This window comes from Stenotrophomonas sp. AS1 (assembly GCF_048957655.1).
GTDB classification, from domain to species: Bacteria; Pseudomonadota; Gammaproteobacteria; order Xanthomonadales; family Xanthomonadaceae; genus Stenotrophomonas; species Stenotrophomonas bentonitica_A.
In genome coordinates, this window is record NZ_JARVXM010000004.1 from 12,388 (window position 1) to 28,120 (window position 15,733).

At 65.3% G+C, this 15,733-nt stretch carries 10 protein-coding genes and 1 riboswitch; of the genes, 3 read left to right on the top strand and 7 right to left on the bottom strand.

Going from position 1 to position 15,733, the window contains the following annotated elements:
* The first annotated feature begins 245 nt into the window (after nucleotides 1–245).
* Together ppa and PV764_RS07425 are read left to right on the top strand one after the other, a co-directional pair.
* Nucleotides 246–782, top strand: a complete 537-nt coding sequence (gene ppa, locus PV764_RS07420; RefSeq protein ID WP_019183821.1) for an inorganic diphosphatase — start codon at nucleotides 246–248, stop codon at nucleotides 780–782.
* 153 nt (nucleotides 783–935) lie between these two features.
* Nucleotides 936–2,054, top strand: coding sequence for an HDOD domain-containing protein (locus PV764_RS07425; protein WP_019183820.1), 1,119 nt, complete (start codon nucleotides 936–938; stop codon nucleotides 2,052–2,054).
* A gap of 56 nt (nucleotides 2,055–2,110) precedes the next feature.
* On the opposite strand, the gene PV764_RS07430 is transcribed toward PV764_RS07425, so the two are convergent.
* From PV764_RS07430 to thiC, 6 genes are all read right to left on the bottom strand, one after another.
* Nucleotides 2,111–2,317, bottom strand: coding sequence for a hypothetical protein (locus PV764_RS07430; protein ID WP_019183819.1), 207 nt, complete (start codon nucleotides 2,315–2,317; stop codon nucleotides 2,111–2,113).
* Between the two features lie 172 nt (nucleotides 2,318–2,489).
* Nucleotides 2,490–5,348: a TonB-dependent receptor plug domain-containing protein gene (locus tag PV764_RS07435; RefSeq protein WP_421116383.1), complete on the bottom strand. Its 2,859-nt coding sequence runs from the start codon at nucleotides 5,346–5,348 to the stop codon at nucleotides 2,490–2,492.
* 69 nt (nucleotides 5,349–5,417) lie between these two features.
* On the bottom strand, nucleotides 5,418–6,299 hold the full coding sequence (locus PV764_RS07440) for a helix-turn-helix transcriptional regulator (RefSeq protein ID WP_019183817.1): 882 nt from the start codon (nucleotides 6,297–6,299) through the stop codon (nucleotides 5,418–5,420).
* Between the two features lie 113 nt (nucleotides 6,300–6,412).
* Nucleotides 6,413–8,752: a winged helix-turn-helix domain-containing protein gene (locus tag PV764_RS07445; protein WP_421116433.1), complete on the bottom strand. Its 2,340-nt coding sequence runs from the start codon at nucleotides 8,750–8,752 to the stop codon at nucleotides 6,413–6,415.
* Between the two features lie 251 nt (nucleotides 8,753–9,003).
* Entirely contained in the window at nucleotides 9,004–9,681 is a 678-nt protein-coding gene (locus PV764_RS07450) for an ion channel (protein ID WP_019183815.1), read from the bottom strand.
* Between the two features lie 97 nt (nucleotides 9,682–9,778).
* A complete protein-coding gene (thiC, locus tag PV764_RS07455) occupies nucleotides 9,779–11,656 on the bottom strand; it encodes a phosphomethylpyrimidine synthase ThiC (RefSeq protein WP_421116384.1) in 1,878 nt (625 codons plus the stop codon).
* A gap of 113 nt (nucleotides 11,657–11,769) precedes the next feature.
* A riboswitch (TPP riboswitch) is annotated at nucleotides 11,770–11,871 on the bottom strand.
* Nucleotides 11,872–12,158: 287 nt separating this feature from the next.
* On the opposite strand from thiC, the gene PV764_RS07460 reads away from it, so the two are divergent.
* Nucleotides 12,159–13,727, top strand: a complete 1,569-nt coding sequence (locus PV764_RS07460) for a BCCT family transporter (protein ID WP_019183813.1) — start codon at nucleotides 12,159–12,161, stop codon at nucleotides 13,725–13,727.
* A gap of 255 nt (nucleotides 13,728–13,982) precedes the next feature.
* Here PV764_RS07460 and ggt read toward each other — a convergent pair whose 3' ends face one another.
* Complete coding sequence (gene ggt / locus PV764_RS07465; protein ID WP_421116385.1) at nucleotides 13,983–15,701, bottom strand: gamma-glutamyltransferase; 1,719 nt, start codon at nucleotides 15,699–15,701, stop codon at nucleotides 13,983–13,985.
* Nucleotides 15,702–15,733 lie beyond the last annotated feature (32 nt).

The following is a 15,733-nucleotide window of genomic DNA, read 5'->3' on the forward strand; positions in this document are numbered from 1 at the left end:
TCGGGGTCATCTTGGGCATCGCCAGGCTCGGAGTGGGTTCCATGCCATGATCGCCAGCGGCGCCGGGCTCGGCCATCAGGCCTCAACCCAGCGCCGCGTCGGGATGGAAGGGGCCACCGTGTGGCGATTCTTCCCTGCCGGGCGGACCGATTCGGCGCCCCGGCGGCCGGGCCGCTGCACGTTGGCCGGCAAAGGCATAAAATGGCGGACTTTGCGCCCTACCCCCTCTCAGCTGGAGCACACCCATGGGTCTGGAACTCGTTTCGCCGGGCAAGAACCCGCCGGAAGAAATCAACGTCATCATCGAGATCCCGAAGGATTCCGAGCCGGTGAAGTACGAAGTGGACAAGGAAACCGGCGCGATCTTCGTCGACCGCATCCTCTCCACCCCGATGCGCTACCCCTGCAACTACGGCTACGTGCCGAGCACCCTGTGTGGCGACGGCGATCCGGCCGACGTGCTGGTGGTGCTGCCGCTGCCGCTGGTCCCGGGCTCGGTGGTGCGTTGCCGTCCGGTCGGCGTGCTCAAGATGAGCGATGAGGCCGGCAGCGACGAAAAGATCCTGGCCGTGCCGATCTCCAAGGTCTTCAGTGGCTATGCCCACGTGGAAGACATCGAGCAGGTGTCCAGCCACTGGCTGGAGCGCATCGGCCACTTCTTCGAGCATTACAAGGACCTGGAAAAGGGCAAGTGGGTCAAGCTCGATGGCTGGGGCGGCGCCGCCGAAGCCAAGAAGATCCTGGTCGAAGCGCACCAGCGCTACCTCGGCAACATCGCCTGAGACTGACCGGCATCGCTCCGGCACCGCCTGCCGGAGCGATGTGCATCACGTTTTTCCAATGCGGCACATCACTATTCGTGCCGGATTGGGTACATTGCGTCTCTTCACACCGTCCACGGTGCGTTTCACCGTGGTCAGCCAGGGGACCGTGTCGTGCGCATTCTGCTTGTTGGGGACGAAGCCAGCCTGTCGGCTGAGCTGTTGGAATTCATTGCCGATCTTGGGGAAGAGTGGCAACCGCTGACCGCCGCCGATGGCCAGAGCGCCATGGGCATCGTTGCCGGCTCGCCGGTGGATGCGGTGATCGTGTGCCCGCAGTTGCCCGATCTCAACGCCACCACGCTGCTCGGCCAGATCCGCACGCTGCGCCCTGAGACCATCCGCATCGCACTGGTGGATGCCGAGCACGGCAACCGCCCGCCGCCGGCGCGCCTGATCGGTGTCGCCCACCGCTTCCTGCCGATGCCGCTGGCCCCGGAAGTGCTGCTCGAAGCGCTGACCAGCCTGGAAGAGCTGCGCGAACTGCTCGACAGCGCACGCCTGCGCAGCGCCATCGGCCGGATCGAGAAGCTGCCCTCGCCACCGCACCTGTATCTGTCCCTCACCCAGGCGCTGGAACACGACGACGACACCAATACCGCCGACGTGGCCAAGCTGGTCGCGGCCGACCCGGCCATCGCGGCGAAGGTGCTGCAGTTGTCCAACTCGGCGTTCTTCAACAGCGGCCGGATCATTTCCGACCTGCGTACCGCCGTGACCCGACTGGGACTGTCGACCCTGCGCGACCTGGTGCTGGCCAGCGAAGTGTTCTCGGCCCAACCGCTGTCCGGTGCCGAGCGCAACTCGCTGCAGCAGCGCGCACTGCTGGCCTCGCGCCTGGCCGCCAAACTGCTGCCCGATTCCAGCGCCGAACTGGGCGCCACCGCGGCCCTGCTGGCCGACATCGGCCTGCTGCTGCCGGGCGTACGCAACGAGCGCACCCCGGAAGACGCGGCCGACAATCGCCCCGGCCATGCCGAGGCGGGCGCCTACCTGCTGGGGCTGTGGGGCCTGCCGATGCCGATCATCGAAGCCGTGGCGTTCCACCTGCAGCCGCATCGCTCCACCACCCGCAGCTTCTGGGTGACCGGTGCGGTCCACGTGGCCCTGGCGCTGATCAACGGTGACCCGGTCGACGAGGAGTATCTGCAGCGGGCCGGCGTGCTCAACAAGCTCCCGCAGTGGCGCGATCACGCCAACGCACTGATGGGGCTGGTGGCCAGCGACGCCTGAGTGTGGGGCGGAGCATGCTTGAAGGATGGCGCGCCCCGTGGCGCGCCATCGTCGTTTCAGCGCTGCGGACAGGCGTCCAGCACGCACAAGCGCCACAGGCGCTCGCACATGGCGGCCGAGCCACCGTCGGCGAGGCATTCGATGCGGACGTCTTCACAGTAGCGCCCTCCCCCGCAGATGATCAGGCCGGGCGACGCACTGGCCGCGGTTGCCAGGGAGGCAAGCAGAACAGCGGAAATCTTCTGAGCGAGCGTCATTTTCATATCGATCTCTCAATCGTCCACGATTGGACCGATTGACGGTATCAACTGCATTTCCGCTCGAATTGTGAGGCGGATCACCGTTCGCTGAAACTCAGACTTTCCCTACCCCACAACGCAAAGAGGGCGGACCTTGCGGCCCGCCCTCCTTTTTTTACGCCATTGCTTCGATGGATCAGAAGCGCTGGGTGTACTTCAGGTAGTAGAACCGACCGATGTCGAAGCCGCCGTAGTAGGAGAAGCTCGAGTTCGGCTGGCTGTACATCACCGGGCCTTCGTGGTTGAACACGTTGTTCGCGCCAGCCGAGATGGTGGCATCCCACGGGGTGTTGTAACGCACCTGCAGGTCATGGAACGTGTTCGAGCCGGTGTTGCGCACCGGGATCGCCAGCGTGTAGGCCGAGGAGTAGCTCGGGTTGTTGCACTCCGGACCGCCTTCGCGATCGTAGGCGCACTCTTCCTTCAGACCGGAGTAGTAACGCATGCCCCAGTTGACGCCGAAGTTGCCCAGGCTCCAATCGATGTTCAGGTTGGAACGGACGCGGAAGTTGCCGCCCCAGTCGCCCGTGCCCCAGCCGGTGTGCTGCTCGACGGCGGTTTCAGCTTCGTTGTCGCGCTTGTACTCGAGGTAGTCCACATAGGTGGTCTTCCAGTCGATGACGATGTTGCCGAAGGACAGTTCCGGCAGACGGTAACGGATACCCAGGTCGTAACCTGCGGTTTCCTGGTAGCCGCCGTTGATCAGCGTACGGGTCACGTCGACGACCTGGCCCGAATCGGTGTCACGGGTGACACGGTCACAGGCGTTGGCGTTGTTCAGCACGTAGCACTGGTTGAGGATCGAGGTGACCGACTCCGCCGCGATGACGTTGTCGATGCGGATCTTCCACCAGTCCAGGCTGACGTCCAGGCCCTGCACGAAGTTCGGGCTGTACACCAGGCCGACGGTCCAGGTCTTGGAGGTTTCCGGCAGCAGGCCGTCATTGGAACCGGACAGGTACGGATAGTTCGACTGTGCGCCCGGGCCGGTGGCATCGATGCCACCCGACGCTTCCTGACGGAAGTTGGCCGGCACGGCGCCGCCGCAACGGGCAGCGACGTCGGGGTTGCGCACGGCAGCACCGAAGAAGGTGTCGCACGGGTCGGTGTACTTGTCGAAGCTCTGCGAGGTGCCACCGTACAGGTTGGCCACGGTCGGCGCACGGAAGCCGGTGGCATAGGTGCCACGGACCAGCAGGTCGTCGATCGGCTTCCACTTCAGGCCGAACTTGGAGTTCACCGTGTCGCCGAAGGTGTTGTAGTCCGAGTAACGGCCGGCCATGTCGACCGACAGTTCCTTGGCGAACGGCAGATCGGCGAGGATCGGCACGTTCAGTTCCAGGTAGAACTCGTCCAGCTTGTAGCCACCGGCGGTCGGCGCACCAGCCAGGTCGGTGCTCAGGCCCGACTGCAGCAGTGCATCCGGGTTGTACTCGGCGTCTTCTTCGCGGTGCTCGTAACCGGTCGCGAAGGACAGGTCACCGGCCGGCAGGGTCACGATGGCGCCGCTCAGGTTGGCGCTGTAGACCTTGCTGGTGGTCAGCGAGGTATCGTGGGTCGGCAGGAACAGGTACTTCTGCAGGTCCGGGTTGGACAGCGAACCGTCCGCGGTGGAGCCGTACGGCAGCAGCGGGTTCCACGGGGTGCAGCCGGCGATCGGAGCAGCGGCGGTACCGCACTGGGCGATACCGTTGGCATCCAGGTACGATGGGCCCACGGCATTCTTCACGTTCGGAATGAACAGGTTGCCGGTGCCGGTCTTGACGCCCTTGTTGCGGTTGTAGACGTAGCCCACATCCCAGTCGAAGTACTTGTCGGCGAACTCGAACGAGCCTTCCAGACCACCGCTGAAGCGGAAGGTATTGAGCTCGGACTTGGTCTGGCGCGGCACTTCCCACGTACGACGCATGAAATCAACGTCGGTATCGAGCGGGTTGAAGACGCTGTCGCCGGACATCTGGGTGTCGTAGGCGGCCGAACGGTACGGGTAGCCGGCGATCTGCTGCAGCGCTTCGCGTTCGGTGTACAGGACGCTGGCGGTACCGCGGATGTTGTCGGTGAAGTCGAACTGACCGTTGGAGAAGACCGAACGACGCTTGATGCCGGTCGACAGGTACATCTGCTGCGACGGGTTGGACAGATCGGCGTTGCCCAGCTCGTGGTAGTCGCCGAAGTTGTTCGAGGCGCCGCCCGGGTTCAGGACGTAGTTGCCACCATCGGTAACCAGCACGCCCTTTTCGGTGATCGCGCTCCAGCCGTTGGTGTCGTCGTCGGTCGGAACCGGATGACGATAGCCGTTGGCAGAGGCGCTGTAGCGACGGTTCTTGGCCAGAACCGGCTCTTCTTCGCTGTACTCGGCGCCAAGGGTGATCGAACCGCGATCGCCGGTCTGGCCGTAGACGAAGTTGTAGGTGGTCTTGTCGCCGTCGCCCTGGCCGTACTGGCCCTTGTAGACGCTGGCTTCCAGGCCGTCGAAATTCTTGCGGGTGATGATGTTCACCACGCCGGCGATCGCGTCGGAACCGTAGATCGCCGAGGCGCCGTCGGTCAGCACTTCGATGCGCTCCACGACCGAGGTCGGGATCGAGGCCAGGTCGGTGTAGCCGCCGGAGCTGACGCCCATGCGCTTGCCGTCGAGCAGCACCAGGGTGCGCTCCGGGCCGAGGTTGCGCAGGTCGACGTACTGGCCGCCGACTTCTTCGCCCGAGGACAGCGCATCGGCGCGGCTGATCGCCGGCGAGCCGGTGGCCGACAGGTTCTGCACGATGTCGGCGACGCTGGTGAAGCCCTGCTTCTCGATGTCGGCGCGCTGCAGCGCGATCACCGGCTGCGCGGTTTCAGTGCTGGCCTGACGGATACGCGAACCGGTGACCTGGATGCGGTCCAGGTCGGTCGTGCCGCTTGCTTCCTGAGCCGAAGCAAAGGCCGGCGTCAGGGCAAGCGCAATGCCGGCGGGCAGAAGGCCCAGCCGCACTGCGGGAGTACGAAAATTCATTTATCTCTCCGAGGTACGTTAGTAGCGTGTTAAAAACGCCTCGGAAAGTTACGATTGCGTTGCAGTGAATTATTTGCGGGAGACAACCGAAGACTTTGCCGAATCTGGCGAGAGATTCGCACCGGCCTCACGATAGCGTGACGCAGACAACCCGAAGCGGGCCCGAAACGCCCGTGCGAAGCTGCAGCAGTTGTCAAATCCGCTGGCGGCCGCCACTTCGCCCACCATCATGTCCGTATCGCGCAGCAGATCGGCGGCCCGCTCCAGGCGCAGGCGCGCGGACAGCGATTGCGGACTCTCGGCATACAGGCTCTGGAACGTCTTGGACAGGTACCAGCTGGAGAAGTTGGTCAGCTCGGCCAGCTCCCCGATGCGCACCACCCGGTGGCTGTTGCCCTCCAGATACAGGCGCGCGCGCTGCATGCGTCCAAACACCTGGCGCTTGCGGCTGCGGGAGCGGCCCGGGCAACGCTGCACGCCGGTCGCCATGCCCTGCTGCAGGGCCGCCAGGTGCAACAGCACCGGGCGCAGCGCCTGGGTCGGGTGGCCGCTGGCCAGCACATCACGCCACAGGCGCAGGGCGACACGGGCATCGCTGCGGCTCATGCTGCCGCGGCCGGCGTAGAGGCTGCAGTCGGTAAGCTCACCCAGCGCGCGCAGTGCGTCCGGGGCCAGGCTCAGGCCGATGCACAGGCCATCGCGACCGGCCTGGACCATCGGGCGGGATTCCTTTTCGAAGGCGATCCACTCACGCTGGCGCAGCCGGAAGCGCCCCTCTTTGGATTCCACCCATGCGCTGCCGCGCAGCTGGATCCAGACCGTGAAGGTCGTGCCAGGGCTCTGCAGGCTGCCCAGGCGGGCCACGCCAAGGCAGGTTGGCAAGGGACCGTCGTCGACGACCTTGTCCAGAGAGAGCGCTTGACCGCGATCGGCCAGGGAGAGCTGACGCATGACGACACCGTGAGTTTGCCTTTGCTGGCCTGCAGTGTTGCCAAATCAGGCCACTGCCTCAGGAAGTCCTGGCGAGATTGATCCGAATTCGAGGCGAGAACCTTACGAAGAACTTACGAAGGGTCTTTCGTCTTGAAAATCATGGACTTGACGAAGCCGGGGAACAGCGACGGGACGCGTTCGGGAAGCGACATCACGCCAATGTCCGTGCCGTCGGCCACGGCCAGCGCCAGGTACAGCGCTTCGCCGCCCGGGCCCGCGCTGAATCCATTGCTGGCACTCAGCCGCTCTGCGTCCAGGCAGTGCTCCTGGTCGGCGACCGGCTGTGCGATGCGCGTGAACACGGTCGCGCAATCGGCACGGTTGGACAGGTAGTCGATGCTGCCCTGCGCCGATACGGTCCAGGTGCGATAGCGCCAGCGCGTGGGCCGGTCTTCACTGATCTGGCGGATGCTGCCCGGCGACAGGGCGGCATCGGCCTGCCACAGGCCCCCGGCCGAGAGGCGGGTGAACAGCACACGTTCGCCGGCGATGTCATAGCGCGCCTGCGAGACGCCCTCGATGCTGCCGAGCAGGCGCCATGGCGTCACGCTGCGATCGAACAGGGACAAGCGCATGCGTTCGTCACGGTCGCGCTCCACCACCAGCAGCTGCTGCCCATCCCTGCCGTACAGCGCCTGCAGCGGCTGCCGTACCGGCACGGGCAGGCGCACGGTCTGCTCATCGCGCGGAGACACCTCATAGATGCCGGGGTTGGCATGTTCATCGCGGCCCAGCACCAGCACGCGTTTACCGTCGTGCGACCAGTCGGAAGACTGGCGCGCCTCAGGCCGCAGCCCTTCGATCGGACGCAGCGACTCCGGCCGCTGCATGTCGGCCCACCACAGCGCGTAGCTGCCCGAACGGTCCGACGAAAACACGATCTGCTGGCCATCCGGCGACACCATCGGCTGCGCATCGCGTCCACTGGAGGGGAACAAGCGCTCCGGTGCGCCCAGCTCCCCGGCCGTCACCGGAACCCGGAACAGGCCGAACTGCGGGCGGCGGTGCACGAAGGCGAGCATGTCGCCGGTGCGCGAAACGGTCGGCGACTGCGCATCGTCCAGGCCGACATCACGCAGCACGCGCGTGTCGGTGTCCAGTTCATACAGGCGCGATTCGCTGTCGACGCGGCGGCCGAACACGAGGTGGCGGCTGTCGCTGCGCCAGGCCCAGCCACGGATCTCCGCCGAATCGTCGGTCAGCTGCTCCGGGGTGCCCCCTTCGGCAGGCATCCGCCACAGATCGCCGATCTGGGGATTGCGGACGAACACGATCCAGCGACCGTCCGGCGAATAGCGTGGCGCGTACTCGAAGTTGTCACGGCCGAGATCGTAATCAAGCGACTGCCATCGTCCGCTGGCGATATCCAGGGTGCGGATACCGCGCTGCGCATACCGGCCGGACAGCGAGCCGAACACCAGACCCCGCCCATCGGGCGTCCAATCGAAGCTGAGCAGTTCGGTACCGTCGCACCGGGTGACATGGCGCACTGCGCCGCCGGTCGCACTGGCGATCAGCACTTCGCAACTCTCGGCAGGGCCGAACCGGGCGAACGCAATCTCACGACCGTCGGGCGACCAGCTCGGGAACCGGTCGGACATTCCGTTGGGAGGCTCGACCAACAGGCGGGCAGGCGTATTGCCGGAGGTCTGCACTTTGATGACGCTGCCCGGGCGGCTGGGCACATCGGCCTCATAGGCGATCTGCGATCCATCCGGGGACAATGTGGGATACGTCTCGAACCCTGCCGTTGCGGTGATCAGCCGGTAAGGCCGCTGCGGGCTGCCGATCACCCGCGTGCCATCTTCCACCGCCGCGTCCACCGCCGAGGCGGGTGGATCGCGCTGCATCAGCATTCCCGCCATCACCAGCAGCGCCACCAGCATCGCCATGCCGACCGCCACCACCGCATAGCGACGCAGGCGACGCCGACGGCGTTTGATCGGGTCCAGCTCGGTCAGCACCGGCGGCAATGCTGCAGGCACTTCAGCCACGGTGAGCACGCTTGCGGCCGGCTGCTGGAGGTCAGGCTCGATCAGCAGCGCGGGCGCGGCATCCTCGACCGCGCTGACGGCCACCAGAAGCCGGTAACCGGTCTTGGCGATGGTTTCGATATAGGGCGCGGCCGCGTCATCATCGCTGGCGAACGCCTTGCGCAGCTGGGTCACCGCCTGGGTCAGCACGTCGTTGGTCGGCAGGGTATCCGGCCAGACCTCCGCAAACAGTTCATCCCGGGTCACGACCGCCCCCGGCGATCGCAGCAGCATCCTGAGCACGCCCAGCGCCTTGGGTGTGAGCCGACGTGGGCGACGCATGCCTTCGCTCATCACTTCCCGCGAGGAGAAAGTGACGATGAAGTCGCCGATTCGAATCACATCGGCGGAGGGGCGCTCACTGTCGTTGCTGATCATCCAGAACACGTGGAAATGCAAAAAAACCACTGGAATTCACGCGATCGTCACAATCAATACAGCCAGACGAACCGCCAGATTCCGCACACGCCATCGGCGCAAACCGCAAAAACACCAAGGCGCGCGAATACTAGCCTATGCCGGTTAACCACGCCTATGCGCGCGGGTGACGACAGGCTCTCTCTCGCCGATGAATTCACATAAATCGCCTCACCATTCGCGCCTTCTGGCGCGAATTTTTTATCCTGGATTCAGTTTCGTGCACGCGCCAACATGGTCAGCCCGACGAGCCGCGAGACCACCAGGGCGACGTACATCACGCCTGAAAACTGCTCCAGCATTACCAATGCACGCGCTTGGGAATGGATCGGCACGACGTCGCTCAACCCCACCCCGGACAACAAGCTGAAGCTGAGATAAAGCAGCTCCATCCAGGTCCTCAATTCGCTCTCGCTGGTCGCCACGAAACTGCCCGGGTACCACTGCTGGCAGACCGCGAACGCGAAGGCGAAGGCCCAGGCCAAAAGCGTGAACGTGGCGCCCGCAGCGAACAGTTCGTCACGGGTCACCTTGTGGTCCTGCAGCATGTAGGCGATCAGGCTGCCGGCCGTATAGAAATACAGCAGGCATTCGAGCAGCTGTGCGGTGGTCACCAGTGCCGGGCGCTCCAGCAGGGCGCCTGCAATGGAGAACACCACCGAGGGAATCGCCAGCACCAGCGCCACCCACATTCCAAGCGGACTGCGCCGCACTACCCACAGCGCCAGGCCGAGCACGGCGATGCCGAACGCGCCGAACAGCGCGCGGCTGGCGCCGGCCTCGTCCATCGCGGGGTAAAGCAGCACGCCCAGCAGCTGCACGGCCAACAACCAGGCCGAGGGATGCCGGCGCGCGATGGCCAGCCATTTGGTGCTGCGTGCAATCGCCATTGTGGTCCCCCACCCCTGCCTGGTCGCGCCGAGCTTAGCCGGAATCGTGCGCGCGCCGGATGATGGCCGGGACGGCGTGCCCGCCCCGGCCGATGCGTTACTCCTGCCGATACACCTCTGCGCCCAGATCGCGGAACTGTGCCGACTTCTCGGCCATGCCGGCCTCCAGCGCCGTGCGCTCATCCAGGCCCTGCCCCGCTGCATAGTCACGCACGTCCTGGGTGATTTTCATCGAGCAGAAGTGCGGGCCGCACATCGAGCAGAAGTGGGCCAGCTTGTGCGCGTCCTTGGGCAGCGTTTCGTCGTGGAACTCCTTGGCCTTCTCCGGGTCCAGCCCGAGATGGAACTGGTCTTCCCAGCGGAATTCGAAGCGTGCCTTGCTCAGCGCGTTGTCACGCACCTGCGCGCCGGGATGGCCCTTGGCCAGGTCCGAGGCGTGCGCGGCGATGCGGTAGGCCATGATGCCGTCGCGCACGTCCTGGCGGTTGGGCAGCCCCAGGTGCTCTTTGGGCGTGACGTAACAGAGCATCGCCGTGCCGTACCAGCCGATCATGGCCGCGCCGATCGCACTGGTGATGTGGTCATAGCCCGGGGCGATATCGGTGGTCAGCGGGCCGAGTGTGTAGAACGGCGCCTCACCGCACTCACGCAGCTGCTTGTCCATGTTTTCCTTGATCAGCTGCATCGGCACGTGGCCGGGGCCTTCGATCATGGTCTGCACGTCGTGCTTCCAGGCGATCTTGGTCAACTCACCCAGTGTTTCCAGCTCACCGAACTGCGCCGCGTCGTTGGCGTCGGCGATGCACCCCGGGCGCAGGCCGTCGCCAAGCGAGAAGGTCACGTCGTAGGCCTTCATGATCTCGCAGATGTCTTCGAAGTGGGTGTACAGGAAGTTTTCCTTGTGGTGTGCCAGGCACCACTTGGCCATGATCGAGCCGCCACGCGAGACGATCCCGGTCACGCGCCCGGCGGTCAACGGCACATAGCGCAGCAGCACACCGGCATGGATGGTGAAGTAGTCCACGCCCTGCTCGGCCTGCTCGATCAGCGTGTCGCGGAAGATGTCCCAGGTGAGTTCCTCCGCGCGGCCATCGACCTTTTCCAATGCCTGGTAGATCGGCACGGTGCCAATGGCCACTGGCGAGTTGCGCAGGATCCATTCGCGGGTCTCGTGGATGTGCTTGCCGGTGGACAGGTCCATCACCGTGTCACCGCCCCAGCGGATCGCCCACACCAGCTTTTCCACTTCCTCGGCGATGCCCGAGGAAACCGCGCTGTTGCCGATGTTGGCGTTGATCTTGGTGAGGAAGTTGCGGCCGATGATCATCGGCTCGCTTTCCGGATGATTGATGTTGTTGGGCAGCACCGCACGGCCGCGGGCGATTTCATCGCGGACGAATTCCGGCGTGATGCGCGCCGGGATGGACGCGCCGAAGGCTTCGCCGGGATGCTGCCTGAGCAAAGCGGCATCGACGATGGCCTCGATGCGCTGGTTTTCGCGGATGGCGACGAATTCCATTTCCGGGGTGATGATGCCGCGGCGTGCGTAGTGCATCTGCGTGACGTTGGCACCGGCCCGCGCGCGCCGTGGCTGCAGCCGCGACGGGAAGCGCACCGCATCCAGGCGCGCATCGGTTTCGCGGGAGCGGCCAAATGCCGAGCTCAGGCCATCGAGCACATCGGTATCGCCCCGCTCGGCCACCCAGCCGGCACGCAACGGCGGCAGCCCCACGGAGAGGTCGATCCGCGCATTCGGATCGGTATACGGGCCAGACGTGTCGTACACGGTGACCGGCGCGTTCTCTTCCCCACCAAACAGGGTCGGCGTGCGGGTCAGCACGATCTCGCGCATCGGCACCAGCAGGTCGCTGCGTGAGCCGGGCACATGGATCTTGCGTGAGCCGGGAATCGGGCGGGTGACCGATTCGGACAATTGCTGGGCCTGCTGCTGCAGGGAGGAAAGCGCTGCGTTCATGACGTCGTCCTGGATCGGGTTCCGCCCAGGAATAGGCGGAACGGACGAAGCGGCGGCGCACGGCAGACGCAACACGGGCGGTCTTCGGGCGGGGCAGCCCTACGGCGCAGTGCATCAGCAATTGCGAAGCTTCCCTACGCCGGTATCAACCGGATCAGGTTCGAAGGGACTGTCTCAACCTTGGCCACTGGGCCGCGGTACCCCCGCTTCGGGGCGAATTAGAGCACAAAGCGGTGACCCTCGGCGCGCTGGGGCAGACCAACCAAGCTGCTTGGCCCTGGGTGTGAACAGCGTGCCGACATCCGATGCACTACGATGCTGCAGCGCGGTATGCGGTGCGATCGGGGGTAGCGTCCCGATCACGCGCGCATTGCGCATTGTTCGACGCCATTGACGTCCGTACTGACCGGCCTCGACCGGCTTGATCCGCCCCAGTCGTTGCCGCCGTGCCGCTGGAGATTGCAAGCCTCGGCTCGCCCCTACTGATCGGAGACACGCCTGCATGGTGTTCCGCATTTCCATCGCACTGGTTGCACTGCTGGTGCTGATCGCCGGCCTCGCGCCGGGCCCCTTCAACGAGGTCGTCCAGAGCGGCCTGTCCACCATCATCCGCAGTACCGGCTGGCTGTACCTGCTGGTGGTGTTCATTACCCTGTCGTTCCTGATGTACCTGGCCTTCGGCCGCTTCGGTTCACTGCGCATCGGCGGCGAAGACGCCGAACCCGACTTCTCCAACGCGAGCTGGATGTCGATGCTGTTCGCGGCCGGCATGGGCATCGGCCTGGTGTTCTGGGGCGCGGCCGAGCCGATCTCGCATTTCGTGAAGCCACCGGAAGGGTTGGCCCCGCAAAGCATGGAGGCGGCGCGCGCATCGATGCGCTATGCGTTCTTCCATTGGGGCCTGCACCCCTGGGCGATCTACGCCCTGATCGGCCTGGCGATGGCGTGGTTCCAGTTCAACCGCAACGGCCGCGGGCTGATCAGTGATCTGCTGCAGCCGATCATCGGTGCGCATCACCGGGGCTGGATGGGCACTGTCGTCAACGTCGCTGCAGTGGTCGCCACGGCGATCGGTGTGGCAACGACGCTGGGCTTCGGCACGATCCAGATCGCCGCCGGTCTCGAGCGCGTGTTCGGCATCCAGGCCTCGGTACCGGTGCAGCTGACCATCATCGCGGTGGCGTTCGTGCTGTACATGGCCTCCACCACCAGCGGCGTCAACCGTGGCATCAAGTGGCTCTCCAACTTCAACCTGGGTCTGGCGGCGGTACTGCTGGCGCTGGTGATGGTGCTGGGGCCCACCGGTTTCATCTTCGATACGTTCACCACCACGATCGGCTCCTACCTCAATTCGCTGGTCACCATGAGCCTGCGCATGTCACCGTTCTCGGGCAGCACCTGGGTGGCGGACTGGACGATCTTCTACTGGGCCTGGTGGATCGCGTGGGCACCGTTCGTGGGCTCGTTCATCGCCCGCGTCTCGCGTGGGCGCAGCATCCGTGAGTTCGTGCTGGGCGTGGTGATCGCACCGAGCGTGCTGGGCTTCCTGTGGTTCTCGGTATTCGGCGGCACCGCGCTGTGGTCGCAGATCTTCGGCCACGTGGACCTGGCGCAGGCGCTGGGCAATGGCTATGAGACGGTGTTGTTCACCATGTTCGACAGCCTGCCGATGCCGATGGTGTTGTCGGCAATCGCGCTGGTGCTGTTAATGATCTTCTTCGTGACCTCGGCCGATTCGGCGGTGCTGGTGCTGGCGACGATGTCGACCGAGGAATCCGGTGATCCGCCGCTGGCGCGCCGGATGGTGTGGGGCGTGGCGATTGCGTTGATCGCGGGCGTGCTGTTGCTGGCCGGTGGCCTCAATGCGCTGCAGGGGATGATCACGATCGCGGCACTGCCGTTTGCGTTGTTGATGTTGGCGGTGATGTGGTCGTTGTACCGGGTGCTGGACATGGAGCATGCGCTGCAGCGGCGCCGTGCACAGCGCGCGCGGCGGTTGATGGATGAGTGGATCGAGCGGGAAATCGCGGCGCAGGAAGAAACGCGCGATGAGGCGGCTCGGGCGCCTTGAACTAAACGTTTGGAGCGTCCCGCCTTCCTGGCTATCGGTGGGCGGGGCGGGGCGGGACGGGTGGGTTGCAGCGATGACCTGATGCATCGGGTCATCGCTGAGTGAGAGGAGCCACGCATGGCATGGCTCTACCGCTTCGGCCGTGTTCGCTTTTCCCATGCGCACCGCCTCCCCCCGCAGCCCCAAAGCGTCCTGCTCTACGCTCTGCTCTGCGCTAGTGCCGACCAACGGTCGGCACTACGGAGTGCGAGAAAATCAGTAACCCGCCGCCTGCCCATCCTTGCGGCTTTCCGACGCCCCGTAATACACCCCGGTTTCCGGATCACGCAGGATCGCCTGATACCCGCCATACGGACCATCCGCAAAAACAACACGGTGGCCCTTGCGCATCAGCGCCCGCACCGTCTCGTACGGGAAGCCCGTTTCCAGATTCACCTCGCCGCCATCGCTCATCGCCGTCGCCTGCCCGGTTGGCTCGGTCGAGCCCTCATGCTGGATGCGCGGCGCATCGCCGGCCTCCTGCAGATTCATCCCGAAGTCGACCATGTTCATCACGATCTGCGCATGGCCCTGCGGCTGCATCGCGCCGCCCATCACCCCGAAGCTCATCCACGGCTTGCCATCCTTGGTGACGAACCCCGGAATGATCGTCTGGAACGGACGCTTGCCAGGTGCATACCCGTTCGGATGATCCTTCTGCAGCACGAACATTTCGCCACGGTCCTGCAGGATGAAGCCCAGGCCCGGGGGCGCCATGCCGCTGCCCATGCCGCGGTAGTTGGACTGGATCAGCGAGACCATCATGCCGTCGGCATCGGCCACGGTCATGTAGATCGTGTCGCCTTCCTGCAGCTGCTTGGGCGTGCCCGGTTGCACTTCGCTCAGCGCCTTGTCCATCGAGATCAGCTTGCGGCGCTCGGCGGCGTAACCCTTGGAAATCAGCCGGTCGACCGGGGCCGGATGGAACGCCGGGTCGGTGTAGAAGCGCGCGCGGTCGGCGAAGGCCAGCTTCTTGGCCTCCACGAACAGGTGCACGTGTTCGGGTGAGCCAAAGGGAATCCTGGAGAAGTCGTAGCCTTCGAGCACATTGAGGATCTGCAGCGCCGCGATGCCCTGGCTGTTCGGGGGCAGTTCCCACACGTCATAGCCACGGTAGTTGCTGCTGACCGGCTCCACCCACTCGCCGTGGTGGCTGGCCATGTCGTCATAGCTCAGGTAGCCGCCGTTGGCCTTGAAGTAGGTGCCGATGGTGCGGGCGATGTCGCCCTTGTAGAAGGCATCGCGACCGCCCTGGGCGATCTGCTCCAGGGTGTGGGCCAGGTTTGGGTTCTTCCACATCTCGCCCTTGCGCGGGGCGTGGCCGTCGATGGTGAACTGCTCGGTGAAGCCGGGGTACCTGGACAGCCGCGGCACCGAGCGGTCCCAGTAGTAGGCGATGACCTCGGCGACCGGGTGGCCTTCGCGGGCGTAGCGGATCGCCGGGGCCAGGTTGTCGGCCATCGGCTTGCGGCCGAAACGGTCATGCAGGGCGAACCAGCCGTCCACCGCGCCGGGCACCGAGACCGGCAGCGGGCCGGTGGCGGGGATTTCCTTCAGGCCGCGGCGCTGGAACTCGGCCAGGGTCAGCGACTTTGGCGAGCGCCCCGAGCCGTTGTAGCCATACAGCTTCTCGGTTTTGGGGTCCCAGATGATCGCGAACAGGTCGCCACCGACGCCATTGCCGGTCGGCTCCATCAGGCCGAGGGCAGCATTGGCGGCGATCGCGGCATCCACGGCCGAGCCACCGGACTTCATCACGTCCAGGGCGATCTGCGTGGCCAACGGCTGGGAGGTGGCGGCCATCGCGTGCGGGGCGATCACCTCCGAGCGCGTGGCGAAGGTGTGGCCGGTGATCCGGTCGGCGGCGATCGCCGCGGCGGGCAGCGTGGACAGCAGGGCGGCGGCGAGCAGGCCGCGGGCGAGGCGTGGGGACACGGGGGAATTCCTGAAGGATGGTAGCGACATCG